Annotated in this window: 12 protein-coding genes and 1 tRNA gene; 6 read left to right on the top strand and 7 right to left on the bottom strand. The window is 43.6% G+C overall.

Going from position 1 to position 14,332, the window contains the following annotated elements:
• Positions 1-53: 53 nt before the first annotated feature.
• The 6 genes from LLF92_06875 to LLF92_06850 all read right to left on the bottom strand — a co-directional run bounded on the left by LLF92_06875 (position 54) and on the right by LLF92_06850 (position 6,149).
• Positions 54-1,076, bottom strand: coding sequence for a rod shape-determining protein (locus tag LLF92_06875; protein MCE5340836.1), 1,023 nt, complete (start codon positions 1,074-1,076; stop codon positions 54-56).
• Positions 1,077-1,164: 88 nt separating this feature from the next.
• A complete protein-coding gene (locus tag LLF92_06870) occupies positions 1,165-1,329 on the bottom strand; it encodes a hypothetical protein (GenBank protein ID MCE5340835.1) in 165 nt (54 codons plus the stop codon).
• A 60-nt stretch (positions 1,330-1,389) separates the two neighbouring features.
• Positions 1,390-2,238, bottom strand: coding sequence for a hypothetical protein (locus LLF92_06865; protein ID MCE5340834.1), 849 nt, complete (start codon positions 2,236-2,238; stop codon positions 1,390-1,392).
• A gap of 227 nt (positions 2,239-2,465) precedes the next feature.
• Positions 2,466-3,431 (bottom strand): hypothetical protein, encoded by a 966-nt coding sequence (locus LLF92_06860; GenBank protein ID MCE5340833.1) that lies wholly within the window; start codon positions 3,429-3,431, stop codon positions 2,466-2,468.
• A gap of 96 nt (positions 3,432-3,527) precedes the next feature.
• Complete coding sequence (gene lnt / locus LLF92_06855) at positions 3,528-5,126, bottom strand: apolipoprotein N-acyltransferase (protein ID MCE5340832.1); 1,599 nt, start codon at positions 5,124-5,126, stop codon at positions 3,528-3,530.
• An 84-nt stretch (positions 5,127-5,210) separates the two neighbouring features.
• Entirely contained in the window at positions 5,211-6,149 is a 939-nt protein-coding gene (locus tag LLF92_06850) for a site-specific DNA-methyltransferase (GenBank protein ID MCE5340831.1), read from the bottom strand.
• 110 nt (positions 6,150-6,259) lie between these two features.
• Between LLF92_06850 and LLF92_06845 the strand changes: the two genes are divergently transcribed.
• The 4 genes from LLF92_06845 to tig all read left to right on the top strand — a co-directional run bounded on the left by LLF92_06845 (position 6,260) and on the right by tig (position 9,080).
• Positions 6,260-6,655, top strand: coding sequence for a HEPN domain-containing protein (locus LLF92_06845; protein ID MCE5340830.1), 396 nt, complete (start codon positions 6,260-6,262; stop codon positions 6,653-6,655).
• Positions 6,631-6,942 carry a nucleotidyltransferase domain-containing protein gene (locus LLF92_06840; protein MCE5340829.1) on the top strand — a complete coding sequence of 104 codons (312 nt, stop codon included), beginning with the start codon at positions 6,631-6,633 and terminating at the stop codon, positions 6,940-6,942. The genes LLF92_06845 and LLF92_06840 overlap by 25 nt, the downstream gene beginning before the upstream one ends.
• Before the next feature lie 142 nt (positions 6,943-7,084).
• A tRNA-Gly gene (locus LLF92_06835) sits at positions 7,085-7,156 on the top strand.
• A gap of 361 nt (positions 7,157-7,517) precedes the next feature.
• On the top strand, positions 7,518-9,080 hold the full coding sequence (gene tig, locus LLF92_06830; GenBank protein MCE5340828.1) for a trigger factor: 1,563 nt from the start codon (positions 7,518-7,520) through the stop codon (positions 9,078-9,080).
• A 29-nt stretch (positions 9,081-9,109) separates the two neighbouring features.
• Here the strand turns inward: tig and LLF92_06825 are convergent, their stop codons facing one another.
• Entirely contained in the window at positions 9,110-9,304 is a 195-nt protein-coding gene (locus tag LLF92_06825) for a hypothetical protein (protein ID MCE5340827.1), read from the bottom strand.
• A 496-nt stretch (positions 9,305-9,800) separates the two neighbouring features.
• Between LLF92_06825 and LLF92_06820 the strand changes: the two genes are divergently transcribed.
• Positions 9,801-10,775: a hypothetical protein gene (locus tag LLF92_06820; protein ID MCE5340826.1), complete on the top strand. Its 975-nt coding sequence runs from the start codon at positions 9,801-9,803 to the stop codon at positions 10,773-10,775.
• A gap of 244 nt (positions 10,776-11,019) precedes the next feature.
• Positions 11,020-14,322, top strand: coding sequence for a hypothetical protein (locus LLF92_06815; protein ID MCE5340825.1), 3,303 nt, complete (start codon positions 11,020-11,022; stop codon positions 14,320-14,322).
• Positions 14,323-14,332 lie beyond the last annotated feature (10 nt).

Genomic DNA, 14,332 nt, shown 5'->3' with positions numbered 1-14,332 from the left:
CCGCAGGCGGATTCAAAAATTTTGCATTTTGAATTTTGATTTTTAATTTTTTTTTATTCCCATCCGCTGTTGTTGTCCATTGTGTCTTTCCAGATTTCCAAGTTTTCAAGATAAACGCTGGTACCTCTGGCAACACAGGTCAAAGGCTCGTCTGCGCGAATAACTTTCAGCCCTGTCGCGTTGGCAAGAACTATGTCCATCCCGCGAAGCAGCGATCCGCCGCCGGCAAGATGCAAACCGTTATCAATCAGGTCTGCCGCAAGTTCCGGCTCGGCCTTTTCAAGTGTTCGTGTTACTGCTTCTATTATGCCTGCGATTGGTTCTTTGAGAGCTTCGCGTATTTCTTCGCTCGTGATGACAATTTTTCTCGGCAGACCTGAAATCGTATCTCTGCCCGCGATTTCCATTGTCAATTCTTCTGGCAGAGGCGCGGCTGAACCGAGCTGGATTTTTACTTGTTCTGCACGAGGTTCGCCGATGAGCAGATTGTATGTTCGTTTGAGATGAGTGATAATTGCTTCGTCCATATCGTCGCCGCCGATGCGAACGGATTCGCACGTGCTGATGTCGGCAAGACTCATAATTGCGACTTCAGTTGTTCCGCCGCCGATATCGACAATCATCGATGCGGTCGGTTCAGTAATTGGCAGACCTGCGCCGATACCTGCTGCCATTGGTTCTTTAACGATGAAAACTTTTCGTGCGCCTGCACGTTCGGCACTATCTATAACAGCGCGTCTTTCGACAGCGGTGATACCGCTTGGCACTGCGATAACAACTCTTGGTTTGATTAGTCGGCTGTTTCTGCCGTGAACTTTGCGGATGAAATAACTAAGCATTGCTTCGGTGATTTCGAAGTCGCTGATAACGCCGTCTTTCATTGGACGGATTGCGGAGATACTTCCAGGAGTTTTGCCGAGCATTTCGCGAGCGACAAGACCGACAGCTTCGCCGTTGTTGAGAACGATGTTGGTGCCTTTTCGGACTGCGACTACGCTTGGCTCATTGAGAACGATACCCTCATTGCGCACGCATACCAAAGTATTGCAGGTACCGAGGTCGATTCCCATATCCATACTAAACCAGCCCAGCAGTGGGTCCAGAAACACGTCAAATCCTTTCAAACTATAGCGACCGCAGTATAATCTGTTTGCTATTTATAATCTATTGAAAAACTTCCATGATTTTGAATAGCGTGCCATAATCGAAGAAGTTTTTGTATGTAACCAGAGCGGCGGCCCCTGCAACTACTAAGCAGGCTAGTGCCAGCAAGGCCGTGAAAAGGTTGCTTGCAGGTTTTACATTGCTGCTTGTTTGTAATGCGCTCATTTTAATTTCCTGTCAAATTTTATTTCGGAATTCGTCTTAGAATTTCGTATTTTATCCAAATTACCAGGTCGTAGAAACGATATCGCCCACCCTTGGCTGTTGCTGCACTAATTCCAGCGTGCCGGCCGATACTTCTGTGTCAACGTCGGTAATTTTGATGTCGCATATAAAGTTGTCGTTTTGGGTAACGTGGAATACCATTCCTTTTTCAACGCCATCAGCAGAACCAATGGAAATGGTCGCCAGTGCGCCTTCGAGAGCGGTAACTTTGCCCTGAAGTGATACCGGATTGCCGGATTCGATAGCTTGTACTGCCGGCCCGTTTTCTGTTGAAGTAACCGGCTGGAAATCAACAACTTTGCCGGAGATTTGTTTTTCGAGTTTGTCTTTTTCTTCGAGCAGTCTTTTCTTCTCATTGTTTGCTGATTCGAGCTGCGCCATTTTCTCATCGAGGCTTTGTGTGATTTCATCGAGATTTTTGCTCAATTTAATGCTTTCGCCGCGTGCCTGCTCAAGTTCGTTTCTTGTTTGAGTAAGGTTTCCCTGCATTCCGCCAACGGTTTCTTCAAATTTCAAAGCCGCCGTTGCAAGGGTCTTTACTCTTTCATCGAGGTCTGCCTTCTCGCGCGTAATATTTTTCAAATCCTGTTCAATTTTGGCCTTGTCAGCCTTAAGAGAAGAGATTTCTGCATCGAGTTTGTTAGACAGTTCGCCGATTTGACGAGTCTTTTCGACAACCTGCTGTTCGTAGGTATTGCTTTTTTCCTGCAATCCTGCGTAGTCTGTCTGCAGAGACTCGTATGCTTGTTTATAGTTGGTTGCCGTCATTACATAAATGACAGTCATACTGCATAAAAATACGGATAAGAACGTTAATAACACTATTAAGATTTTCGTAAGAGTACTCATCTTACTCCTTTCGCTGCGGTTTCTTTCAGGCTGATTACAACAACATAATCAATAATCTTTTTAATCGACATTAGTAATACAATGCTTGACCAGATTTTACGCATATTACCGCCGAAGGTCAAGTACTTTTTAGACTTATGTTTAGTGTTCAGCTTGATTTATACAAAAAGTCAGCAAAAAAACAGTATAATTACAGATTCACAGAGTCTGTTTATGTCCCTGCGATACTATTTTGACATTTTGGCGTTATCAATCATCAATATGCTCTTTGCTGCGGCAATTTGCACAAAAGGATTACTATTTTTGAGCATTTTTGGCAAATAGCTTGCCAATTCCTCATTGCCAATTTGTCCTATCGCTATTGCCGCCAATACGTTACATCTATCGGCAACCTCTTTTGGTTCTGGTACAGGACCTGAAAGGTATTTTTTTACGGTACCGCTGCCGCTCTTGTCGCCCAAAGTACCGAGCTGGCCGGCGGCTGTCAATCTGACCTCATTTGCATCGTCATCGAGCAGGGAAGCCAAAGCGCCTGCGCCTCTGGTTCCGCCAAAGGCTGTCATCGCTTGAGCACCCATATATCTATCGTCTGCGTAAACACTTATGAGCATTGCCCAAATCTTTTTATAGATTTTTTCATCGCCGATTCTGGCAATTGCTTCTGTCGCGTTGAAAGCTGCGGTATTTGTGGAGTCCGCGCTGTCCTTAATTCCATAAAGGATCGGCAGAGATTCTTTTCTTCCTAATTTACCAAGAAGCATCGCCGCGTTAGCTTTTACAGTTTGGTCTTTATTGTTTTCTGCGATTTCTGTTATTTTCTTAAAATAGGTTTCATCGCCCATCTTGCAAAGGGCATAGCTGCCTGCCAGCACAACGTTCAAATTTTTGTCTTTTGTCAGTTCGACTAATTTTTCTTTGTATTGTGCCTGGTTCATGTCGCCTATTACGACTGCGGCGGAAAACTTTACAATTACTGACGGGTCAACCAAAAGCGCAGCGGCTTCGCCGACTAATTTTGAATCTCCGCTTGCCGACACCGCTTCAACCGCATTTGAACGAATTCTTTCGTCAGTGCTTCGCATCCCGGCGGCGATTATTCCTTTGGCTTCCAGTAGCAACGCTTTCGTATCAGCTTCAGCAAAGCAGCAATTAACAAAAAATAATAGGCTCATAATTATTGCAATTTTTTTCATTAGAATCAGCCTTTCACAAGTAAAATAAAAATAGTTCCGACGAAGTCGGACTCTCGAAGCGAAGCGAAGATCCCTTCGGGACGAAATTTTGATTTTTTATTTTTGATTTTTAAGTTTCTTTTTATATATCGACATAACAACCGATAAAATCAAACTTATGGCACAGACAATTGGTAAAAACTGTCGATTTTTGCTGAATACGGTAACTCTCTTATCTATTTTAACAGTATCAACGAGCCAGCCTGCCTCTGCGGTGCGTTTTGCGGCCTTTTGATTTAGTGTGCCCGCGATATAGCCATCCTCAATATTGCCAACCGAATCTATCATACAGCTTATGCCGGTATTTGAGCATCGAACCATCGGCACGCGGTTTTCAATCGCGCGAAAAACACTAATAGCCATACGCTGGGACAGTTCAGTGCTGGCTTTAAGTTTTTTTCCCTTTGGCCGGACAAACCAGCCGTCGTTGCTGATATTCACAAGCCAGTCTGCCTGTTTGATGCCGTCTTCAGCTACTAGTTTTCTGCAAACTTCCGGCACGGTATCTTCAAAACATATCGATGTCGCGAAATTATAATTTTTTCCGTTGGCAGCGATTTTGAAATTCGTATATTCACTGCCGGCGTCAAGCGTGTAGTCAAAATCATAAGGCGTCATCGAAAGCAGAAATTTAAAAAGAAACGGCAGTTCTTTTTTCAAAGGTATGTATTCGCCAAACGGCACGAGATGAATTTTACTGTAATGCTGGCGGGCGTAAGGCTGATTGGGTTCATATAAAAACGCCGTGTTGTAACGGGTGTTGAGTTTTATGTTATTATTCGCATCTACTGCCGCGTCCGCCGCGAACGCGCCGACAAGGATATTCACTCCTTCGTTTGCGTGCTGAACAAGATAACCGTTAATAACCTTTGATGCGTAACCGTCGGCGACAAGTTTTAAATAATTTTCAGACAGTACTGACTCGACCATCGTTTCAGGCCAGATGATTAATGACGGCGCAGCCTGAATGAATGCGTGTCTGCTGTCAACAAGCTGGTCGAGAAAAACCTGTTCAAACGGTATCATATCTTCGCCTGCTTTTACAGGCACGTTCGATTGTACAATACCGATTCGCGGCCCGGCTTCGGTACATTCAGGCGTTTGATTGATTCTGTGTCGGCCGTAAGAAATTACCGCAGCTATGATGATTAATGTTATTGAGGTACCAATGATAAGATTAGTTTTTCTTTTTTCTTTGCAGGTGATGATTATTTCGGCGATTAAACCATTGACCATTGCGATAACGAAACTTACTCCTGCCGTGCCGAATATGTCGGTAATTTGAATAAATGAAATATTGCTGAATTGACTGTGCGCAAGAAACCGCCAACTAAATAAATAACCTCTAAGTGTTTCTTCGCCGACGATTAAAATTGGAACTGAAAACCATAATGGGATTTTTCTTTCGGTGCAAAACCGCAGTGCGATTACGACCAATGGCCAATAAACAGCGAAGTATAAACAGGCTGCAATCCAGCCGAGTGGTGTAGTTGGAAACAGCCAATAGAGATTGCCCAGCCAATAAATAACGCCGACGATGTATGCAAACAGAACAGTTTTTTTTGTTTTTTCATTTGATAAACTGCCCAATACAAACGGCACAAACGCAATCCACGCAAAAAACGACAAATTAAACGGCTGCTGAATAACTGTCAGCAGAAGGGCAGATAATGCGAAGTATAATATGTAAGTTAATTTCTTAATATAAACCTCTCTGAACCTCGAACGTTCAACTTTTAATTATTTTTTACTTTCGGAAAAATCTTCAATAACAGACGCTATATATTTCTTATCATATTCTTTGCCGTTGTTCATTCTAATAACAAATTGTTTAGCGAAAATTCCCATCAATTTTTCGCTGCTTAAAAGTTTTGCTTTATCGATTCCCATTTCAACGAACAGTCTTTTAATCTCGTCGGCTTCCATATCAGAAGATTGATTGCATATTTTGCCGATTCGTTCGATTGTTTTTTTCACATAATCTTTTGAAATGTCGATTCCGCAATATTTCCTGCCGTATTTGGCCGCGACAACAGCGGTAGTGCCGGAGCCGTTAAACGGGTCGAGCACACAGTCACCTGTGTTTGAACTGGCCGCGATAATCCTTGCGAGAAGTAATTCCGGCATCTGGCACGGATGCCAGCCCATGCGTTCTTTGAATGTTCCGCACACTCGTGAAAAGCATTTCCACACATCGTCCGGATTTTTGCCGACAGAGTTTGCGCGTTTGTCGTTGTAGATTAATTGCCTGTCGGACGGCGTTCGTACAGCATAATCGTTGAATGTAAAATTATTTTTGTCTTTGACAAAATAAAAAATATGAGTGTGCGAAAGAGCGAATTTATCTTTCGTCTGCTGGCCGAAAGTGTAGTGCCAGATAATCCAGTTTCTCGTAAACAGGCCGAGTTCATCAGCGATGACTTTTATGTTTGCCGCGTAAGCGTCGCCGATTGCGATGTAGAATGAACCGGTTGGCTTGAGAACATTAACACAGGCGGCCATCCATTTTCGTGTCCAGTCGAGATAATGTTCCTTTTTTTGTTTGTCGTTGTATTTGTCGTATTTGTAGCCGATGTTGAAGGGCGGGTCGGCAAAGATTAAATCCGCAAACGGCTCTTTAACGCTGCCGAGTATCTTGATGCAATCGCCTTCGATTATTTTGTTAAGAAGTTCATCCATCCTCTCATTTTAGCGCATACTAATGGTAATGCAAGCAGGATGTTTTAGATTGAAAAATAGTTTTGACAAAAAGACCCAAATCGTAGAAAATACAACGGAAAGGTTGAAATATGAATGTGCAGCAAAAAATTGAATATTGGATGGATACCGCACATTATGACATAGTCAGCGCAAAAGCAATGCTGGACAAGAAGAGATATTTGTACGTTGGTTTTTTGTGCCATCAGGTTGTGGAAAAGTCGTTGAAGGCTTATTTTTGGCACACTCAAAAAACTGAACCGCCCTATATTCATAATCTGCTTATACTTTCTGAAAAAAGCGGAATTACAGCAAAGGTTGATAAACGTTATCTATCGCTTTTAAACGAACTTATGCCTCTTAATATTCAGGCTCGTTATCCTGAAGATAAACAGCTTTTGCTGAAGTCTTTGAATAGTAAAAAATGTGCGGAGATATATAAACGCACTAAAGGCTTTTATACATGGATAAAAAAATTGTTAAAATAGCCAAACTTTACGCCCAAAAAGTCCTGGATTATATGCCGGTCGAGATGGTCATACTTTATGGTTCGCACGCCAGAGGTACGGCTAAAAAGTCCAGCGATATTGATATTGCCGTTGTAGTGGATAAATTCAAAGGCGATTATCTAAAGGTAAGCGCGGATTTATTTGGTCTTGTCCGTGATGTGAATATCCTGATAGAGCCGGTTCTGTTGTGCCGTTCAATGGACAAAAGCGGATTTCTCGCAAATGTTATCAGGCAGGGCAAAATAGTTTACAGAGCAAGCGCATAAAACACTTTCTTCTTTTATTTATCGCAGGTAAATTTAAAGCGTGGGTAATTTTAGATGGTTGCGAATACGGAAATTCCCCAAAAAACTCGCAAAAAATCACTTGAAAATCTTATAAGTTTCATTTATACTGTCCGTTTCCATTGCGGGTGTAGCTCAGTGGTAGAGCGTCACGTTGCCAACGTGAATGTCGTGAGTTCGACCCTCATCACCCGCTTTTGTTAATGGATGTAAGCTCTTGTGGCGTCTGAAATTAACGAAACAAAGTATCAGTAAGGTACCGGCTGAAGTCAGTCTGGCGCAGGTTGCTGATATGTCATAAAGCCGCCAAAAAGGATTTTTTGGTCGTGAATCGGCTTCAGGCATATTACCTTAAAAGGTGGTACTGAAGTTTTTTTGTTTATATGTTTTACCGCCTCTGTCATTGCGAGGAGTCCTGCGTAGCTTTTAGCGAAGCGGGACGACGAAGCAATCTCAAGTTTTAGAGGCTGACAAGGACAAGAATGTAGTGGTCAGTCTTTGCCGATTACGGCAGGGGCTTGGGCGAAAATTAATATTTTTTAACGGAGCAATTCAAAATGGCAAAAAAAGAAAAAGAAGCAAATCAAACTGAAACAAAAGACGAAATCAAAAACATCGTCGAAATTTCCGATGCAGGTCCATGCAAAAAGAAAGTCTCGATTGAAATTCCAGCGGAGAAAATCACCAAAGCTCTCGATGAACAATATGAGCAGTTGAGAAAAGACGCTATCGTTCCCGGCTTTCGCAAAGGCAGGGCGCCGAGAAGGCTTCTCGAGAAGCGTTACGGCAAGGAATCCACAGAGCAGGTAAAGCTGAAACTGATGATGGACGCCAGCGAAGCGGCACTGAAGGATAACAGTCTCAATTCAATCGGCGACCCGAACATCGAACACGAAAAAGTTGAGATGCCGGAAAAAGGCCCGATGAAATTCGAATTTGAAATCGAAGTTCGTCCGGAATTTGAACTGCCGGCACTCGAAGGCATATCCGTTGACAAGCCGAAAATCGAAGTTAAAGACGAAATGCTTGATAAGGAAATCACAGAGCTTCAAAACCGTCTGGGCACATATAAGCCAAAAGAGGGCAAAATCGCACTCGAAGATCAGGTTATCGCTGATGTCGTATTGAAGCCTGAAGGCGGCGAGATGGAAGTGATTAGAAATACTGAAATTAACGTTAACGAACGCGGCTTAGTAGCGAAGGTTTTCGTTGAAGGTTTGGATAAACTTCTGGTCGGCGCAAAGGCGAACGATACAAAAACCACCAGCACAGATGTTCCTGCGACATTCTACGATGAAAAATATCGCGGCAAAAAAGTCGAAATTGAAATTAAAGTAAACGATGTAAAGAAACTCGAGCCGGCGGAAATGAACGAAGAGTTCTTCAAGAGAATCGGCGTTGCGAACGTTGACGAACTGAAGAAAGTCCTGCGCGAGAGAAATGAAAAGAATATCGAACGTCAGCAGAAAGAAGTTATGCGTCAGGAAGTTCGTGATTACCTGAATGAACAGGTTGATTTCGAACTGCCGATGGATGTTGTCGCAGACCAGTCAAGAAATATTCTCCAGCGTCAATATACAAGAATGTTGCTGCAGGGCACAAAGGCCGAAGAAGTCGCAAAGCAGATGGAAGAGCTCAAGGATTCAAGCGAGCAGCAGGCACAGCAGCAGTTGAAAGCGTTCTTTGTTATGGATGCAGTCGCCAAGAAGCTGAGCATCGAAGCGACCGAAGAAGAAATCAACGGCTATATCGCACAGGCTGCGATGTACCGCCAGACTCGTCCGGAAAAACTTCGTGAGCAGATGGCTCGTGACGGTTCATTGACTGAAGCAGCCCTCGAAATTCGCGAACTCAAGTGCATAGACAAAATTCTCGAGACGGCAAAAGTTTCAGAAATTGAGCCGAAAAAAATCGAAGAAAAACAGAAAAAGGCCGCAGAGAAAGCCGCTGCAAAAGTCAAACCTGTAAAGAAAGCTGAAAAAGCTGAAAAAACAGAAAGTGCCGAGAAGGCGGAAAAAACTGAAAAGAAAGCGGAAAAGAAGGCTGATAAAGAAGAGCATCACGATCACAAACACGAAAAGCCAGTCCGCAAAGCACCGGCCAAGAAAAAAGAAAAATAATTGGTCAGCTTCAGAGTCCCGAATGTAAGTTAGGGGTAAAGAGTTAAAAATAAAACCCGTCGAGTTAATCTCGACGGGTTTTTTGTTTTTTCGTTGAGTGGCTGAGTAAAAAGTTGCAGGTTTGGCAGAGGCCAATTTTCCATTTTTGTTATTTCCTGCGATTTTACTTCCGTTTGATGTTGATTCACTTCTGTTTGGTGCATTTTAAATACTTTTTCATTCATTTTGTTACCACCAAAACTTGCGCCTTGCACATTCTTGCACTCAAGAAAGCGCACTATCGACTATCAGCTAATACCTGACAACTATATGTAGTGTCTGCGAAAATTTGCGCAAGCGAAAACCTGCGCGGATGTTGCGAGTTTTCGAAAAATTCGATTTTTGACGCGGATTTTGGCCGAAAAAACGAAAAAACTCTGAAACGTGCGCACATTAAACACTGTTTTTGATAAAAAATTAAAAAACGACAAAAAACGATAATCTGATGTGAGCAAAATAGTTAGAATGATTTTCATTTAAAATGTGCGCAAACTTATTTTGTCCAAAATCGTTTATAAGTTCAGCAAAATCGTGTTTTGACGAAAGTTTTGAACTATAAAACTTGCATGTATTATAATAGACGACAGTGGGATTGTTTTATTTTAATTTAATGGGAACTTATCCGATTATCCGATGTCAAATTAAGTAAGATTGTTTCTCGATTTGGCAGGTAAGATGATTATGGACTTCAGACATATTAAATTAACGACGGCAATGATGGTTGTGGGGGCCGTTGCGCTGAATTCAGTGTCTTTTGCTGCCGAGCCGGGTTTAAAGGATATTTTGTCTAAGCCGGGAGTAGCCGAGCAGATGCAGACAAGTTATTCCGGCAAAACAACTTATGACGGCCAGCAGGACACGCCTTTGGTCGTTCAGGCGAAAAAATTTGCGTTACGAATCAATCCTCCGCCGCCACCGCAGCCGGTTCAGCAGCCAACGGCTGACAACAGGCCGATTCGTCCAAAAGTCGAGGTAAGTGCCGCGTTTAAGTTATTGGGCACCAGTTATCATTTTGGCGATACGACCCAGTCATGGGCGTTAATAGATGAGGTTGGCAAGGGGCTGCATTGGGTCAAACAGGGCAGCAAAGTCGGCCATTTGAACATTGAGAAAGTCGGCGACGGAAGCGTTCTAATTAATGATAACGGCAGGAGATACGAACTTGTTGCCGAACGACAAGACAAGCTCGACTTGGTTAAATCTTATACCGGCGAACTCGAAAAATCCGTGCCTGTTATCTTGTCGGCAAACAGCGAAAAAGTTACCAGCGCAACCACTCCAGAAATCCCTGTTGTCAACCAGATACCGGCACAGATTGAGCCTGAACTCACGCCGGAAGAGCAGCTCAAAAACACACAGAATAATATCGAATGGCTTAAGCAGATGCAGAGTGACCCGAATGCTGGAATGTCTGATTCTGAAGCAAACGAACTTGATGGGTTAGGTCAAATGCTGAAAATGCTGGAAGACGAAGCCAAGCAGTTGCAACAGCAGACTGCGACTGGAGATACGAATACTCCAAATCCCAAGGCCGACACAGTTCCGCAGCCTAAAGTTGAAGAAAAAACACAGCCGGCAGGTGCCGCTCCAGCCAATAGCGAGCCGAACAAACCGGCCGAACCAGTAAAAATAAGAAGAGTCAGGACACAAAAGTAAATACCACAGGTATTTTTTAATAGCGCGTTGAGCGGTTCATAAGTCATTACACCGGCTTCGCTAAGCCGCGAATCAAGAACGCAGTTGTTTAAGACTGTTGGTATGGGCAATAAAATTTGCCCGAGCTGCACGGAGGCAGGAACAATACTTCTAACGCATTATTTTTAAACATTTTATGACTATTTGTCCGATAAAACCTTATATACCGCTTCAAAGTTATGCAATGGTGCTTTTGGAGAATTTAATGCCTTTTGATGTAAGAATTACAAGGCAGCGGGTGTTTGTACCGCTGCTGTTTGTATTAATATTTACAGTGAATTTCTGTTCATTACCGCTTTTGGCGGCTGAAGTTAATGAGCCGGTTCGCGTTCGAATTTTTTCGATGCGAAATATTACCGCCCAGCAGGCCAAAGATTTTCTCACGGCAAGTAAGATACCCGGCTCGGCAGTTATAATTCCCGGCACCAGCGCATTGTCAGTAACAACGGACCCGCAGATGCTTGTGTACGCAGGCAATTTGCTGAAATTGGTTGACCAGAATGAGCCTTACGAAATCAGATTTTTCGATATTGCGGCCGGCAAACAAATGCCGACCAATGAGGCGGTTGGGGAAAAGTTAGGCAAAAATTTTTCTGTTGGCAATCTGCTTGAAGGCAACGCAAATTCACAGGCTGTAAAAGTCATCATCGATAAAATAAATGGTCAGCCCGTAGTTATTGCGCCAAAAGCAGAAACAGAAGCCATTATAAAAATAATAAATGAATTGGCAATCGCTCCAGTCGTCGCGGAAGCAAAAACCGCAGATGCTAACATCGCAGACGTTAACGCGAGCGTTAACAGCGAACCGAATTTTGCGGTTGAGCCGCAGGCGGTTGTTGAGGCTAATGCGACCGCAACAAATACGGAAAACGTTAAAGCAAAGGAAGCCGCAACCGATGTTGACGGATTAAGCGAATTTATGAGTGAGCTTGCCGTTGCTGCAAAAGCGGATAAGGAAAAGCAAGAGGCAGCAAAACTTGACGAGCAATTAAGGCAGGCACAGGCTGAAATTACAAAAGCGCAACAGGATGCTAATAAGGCAAAACCTGTCGAGCCAGAAAAACAGCCGCAGACGGCAGAGACTGTTGTTACACTAACGCCGGAAGTTAACGATGTTTTGCAACAAACGGCACAGACAAAAACGCCCGCGATAAACGAGGTGAATATTCCAAACAGGGATGAAATACTTGAGCTTAATCTGCCGGACAAACTCGAAATCGTTACGCTAATAGAGCTTGTCGGCAAGTATCTGAATTTGAATTATCTTTACGATGAAACTAAAGTAATGGGCGCTGTCAGCGTGAAGGTTCAGGGTAAAATCCGCGTTGGCGAACTTTACACGCTGCTTGAATCGGTTTTGAAATTCAAAAATCTTTCCATGAGCAGAAAAGGTAATCTCGTTACAATCGTTCCTGTTGCCGAATCGCTCGATCAGGACCCAACGCTTGTTGACGGAAATATCCGGCCGGGTGATATCGCGGTAACAAAAGTAATGCGGTTAAAATACATCAACACCGTAACAGCGAGAAAATTACTGACGGAAATGAAACTCGGTTCCAATATCACTGAAATTCCGGAAATCGGTACGTTGGTTATCACCGAATATGCGTTCCGTATGCAGCGAATCGAAGACCTGCTGGCGCTGGTCGATGTGCCGGGTGCGCCGAAAGATTTCAAACTCCGCGTTTTGAAATATACGATTGCTGAAAGTCTTGTAACGAAAATTAAGGCGCTTGCCGAGCAGATGGGAACAGTAGATATAACAATCGGAGCGACTTCAACCGCGGCGACTGACGGCGGGATACCGGGGCGTGTAACAAGACCTGTAAGGCCGACACCGCAGCCGGGTGTGCCGACCGGCACGACAACTACCGGCGAAACGACAGCAAGAAGCGTATATGTTGATTTCGACAAACGCACGAACCGAATTTTAATGATAGGTCTTCCGACGGAATTGGAATCGGTCGATAAAATCATCGATTCTTTAGATGTGCCACAGCAGGATTTGCGGACTATTCGCGAATACGAAATTCAATTCATCGATATTATGCAAATCGTTGATGCGCTGAAAGAACTGAACATTATCGAAGGCACAACCAACACCGGCTCAAGTACAAGCACAAGCAGAAGACAGACTGTAACCAGACCCGGTGGCGACGCAGTACCACAGCCTGCAATGACACAACAAATGACCGGTGACAGCGCAACCGGTGCCAATCTGCTCGACCAGCCGCAGGTGGTTATGCTCGAATCGACAAATTCTCTGCTGGTAAACGCAACACCGGAACAGCATACACAGATTTCGCAGATAATTGCTTACATTGACCGCGAACCGGTTGAGACGGCGATACCATACAGAATTTACAGGCTTGAAAATCAGGACCCTGAAAAACTGGCCGAGACGCTTAACAGTCTTATGGAAAAAACGGTAAAGGATAAAGAAGGCAAAATTCAGCAGACTGTAAAATATACTGAAGATAATATTGTTATAGTTCCTGATGTCGCAACTTTTTCTCTTATCGTTTACGCGAGCAAAAAGAATCAGGACTGGATTGGAAATCTTATACACACCCTTGATACACGCAGGCCGCAAGTACTGATTGACGTTTCACTTGTGGAAGTTACAAAGAACGATGCGTTTCAGTTTGATTTGGACGTTGTAACAAACGCCAAGGATTTTGTAACTAACAACGTAGGCACCACGACCGCCGTGTTGAATGCTGCAACCGGCGACCATATAGAAGCCAAATTGGACAGTGGTACAACACACGGCTATTACAGCGCCGACAGGATACAAGCATTGTTGAAATTGGTTGATACCAAAGGCTACGGCAGAGTTCTGGCACAACCCAAGATATTAGTCAATGATAACGAAGAGGGTACTATCGAGACTACTAACAAAACTTATGTATCTGAAGAAACACAAAGTTATCCCGGTACTACCACCGGCAGTACGCCAATACCTGTTACAACGCAAACATGGAAAGACTACAGTGCGAAAATAAAACTTGCAATCACTCCTCAAATTAGTGAAGGCGAATTGTTACGGCTTGAAATCGAAATGACTCGTGAGGATTTTGGCAACCAGCCGGCGGGAGCTCCTCCGGATATGACAACCAGCAATGTAAAAACGGTAGTAACAGTTCCTGACGGCAGTACGATTATTCTCGGCGGATTGAATAAACTGAACCAATCCAAGAGTGGTGGAAAAACCCCATTTCTTGGTGATATACCAGTTGCAGGCGCTCTTTTCCGAAATGTGAATAATTCTGACAAAGAAAGCAGGCTCTATGTATTTGTTAAAGCAAATATATCAAGGCCGGATGCTATGAGCAGTTTGAATCAGTTGAAACAAATATCAAAGAAGAATCAGATTGAGTTTGAACGCCATGAAGCACAATTTCAAAAGCACGAAAGCTTCCCTGGTATAAAAGACCCGACAGTAGATCCGGAAAAAGTTCTCGAACAGGATGATGCGAATGAACCGCAGAAAATCTTGACGAAATAAAGCATGAACA

This window comes from Planctomycetaceae bacterium, assembly GCA_021371795.1.
Taxonomy (GTDB): Bacteria; Planctomycetota; Phycisphaerae; order Sedimentisphaerales; family UBA12454; genus UBA12454.
Note: the sequence above shows the minus strand (reverse complement) of the source record. Positions and strands in the feature narration are given on the sequence as shown.

Bases quoted from the DNA above. Each gene is read 5' to 3' on its own strand.
- LLF92_06875 (MCE5340836.1), bottom strand. From the start codon at position 1,076: ATGGATATGGGAATCGACCTCGGTACCTGCAATACTTTGGTATGCGTG.
- LLF92_06870 (MCE5340835.1), bottom strand. From the start codon at position 1,329: ATGAGCGCATTACAAACAAGCAGCAATGTAAAACCTGCAAGCAACCTT.
- LLF92_06865 (MCE5340834.1), bottom strand. From the start codon at position 2,238: ATGAGTACTCTTACGAAAATCTTAATAGTGTTATTAACGTTCTTATCC.
- LLF92_06860 (MCE5340833.1), bottom strand. From the start codon at position 3,431: ATGAAAAAAATTGCAATAATTATGAGCCTATTATTTTTTGTTAATTGC.
- LLF92_06850 (MCE5340831.1), bottom strand. From the start codon at position 6,149: ATGGATGAACTTCTTAACAAAATAATCGAAGGCGATTGCATCAAGATA.
- LLF92_06845 (MCE5340830.1), top strand. From the start codon at position 6,260: ATGAATGTGCAGCAAAAAATTGAATATTGGATGGATACCGCACATTAT.
- LLF92_06840 (MCE5340829.1), top strand. From the start codon at position 6,631: ATGGATAAAAAAATTGTTAAAATAGCCAAACTTTACGCCCAAAAAGTC.
- tig (MCE5340828.1), top strand. From the start codon at position 7,518: ATGGCAAAAAAAGAAAAAGAAGCAAATCAAACTGAAACAAAAGACGAA.
- LLF92_06825 (MCE5340827.1), bottom strand. From the start codon at position 9,304: ATGAATGAAAAAGTATTTAAAATGCACCAAACAGAAGTGAATCAACAT.
- LLF92_06820 (MCE5340826.1), top strand. From the start codon at position 9,801: ATGGACTTCAGACATATTAAATTAACGACGGCAATGATGGTTGTGGGG.
- LLF92_06815 (MCE5340825.1), top strand. From the start codon at position 11,020: ATGCCTTTTGATGTAAGAATTACAAGGCAGCGGGTGTTTGTACCGCTG.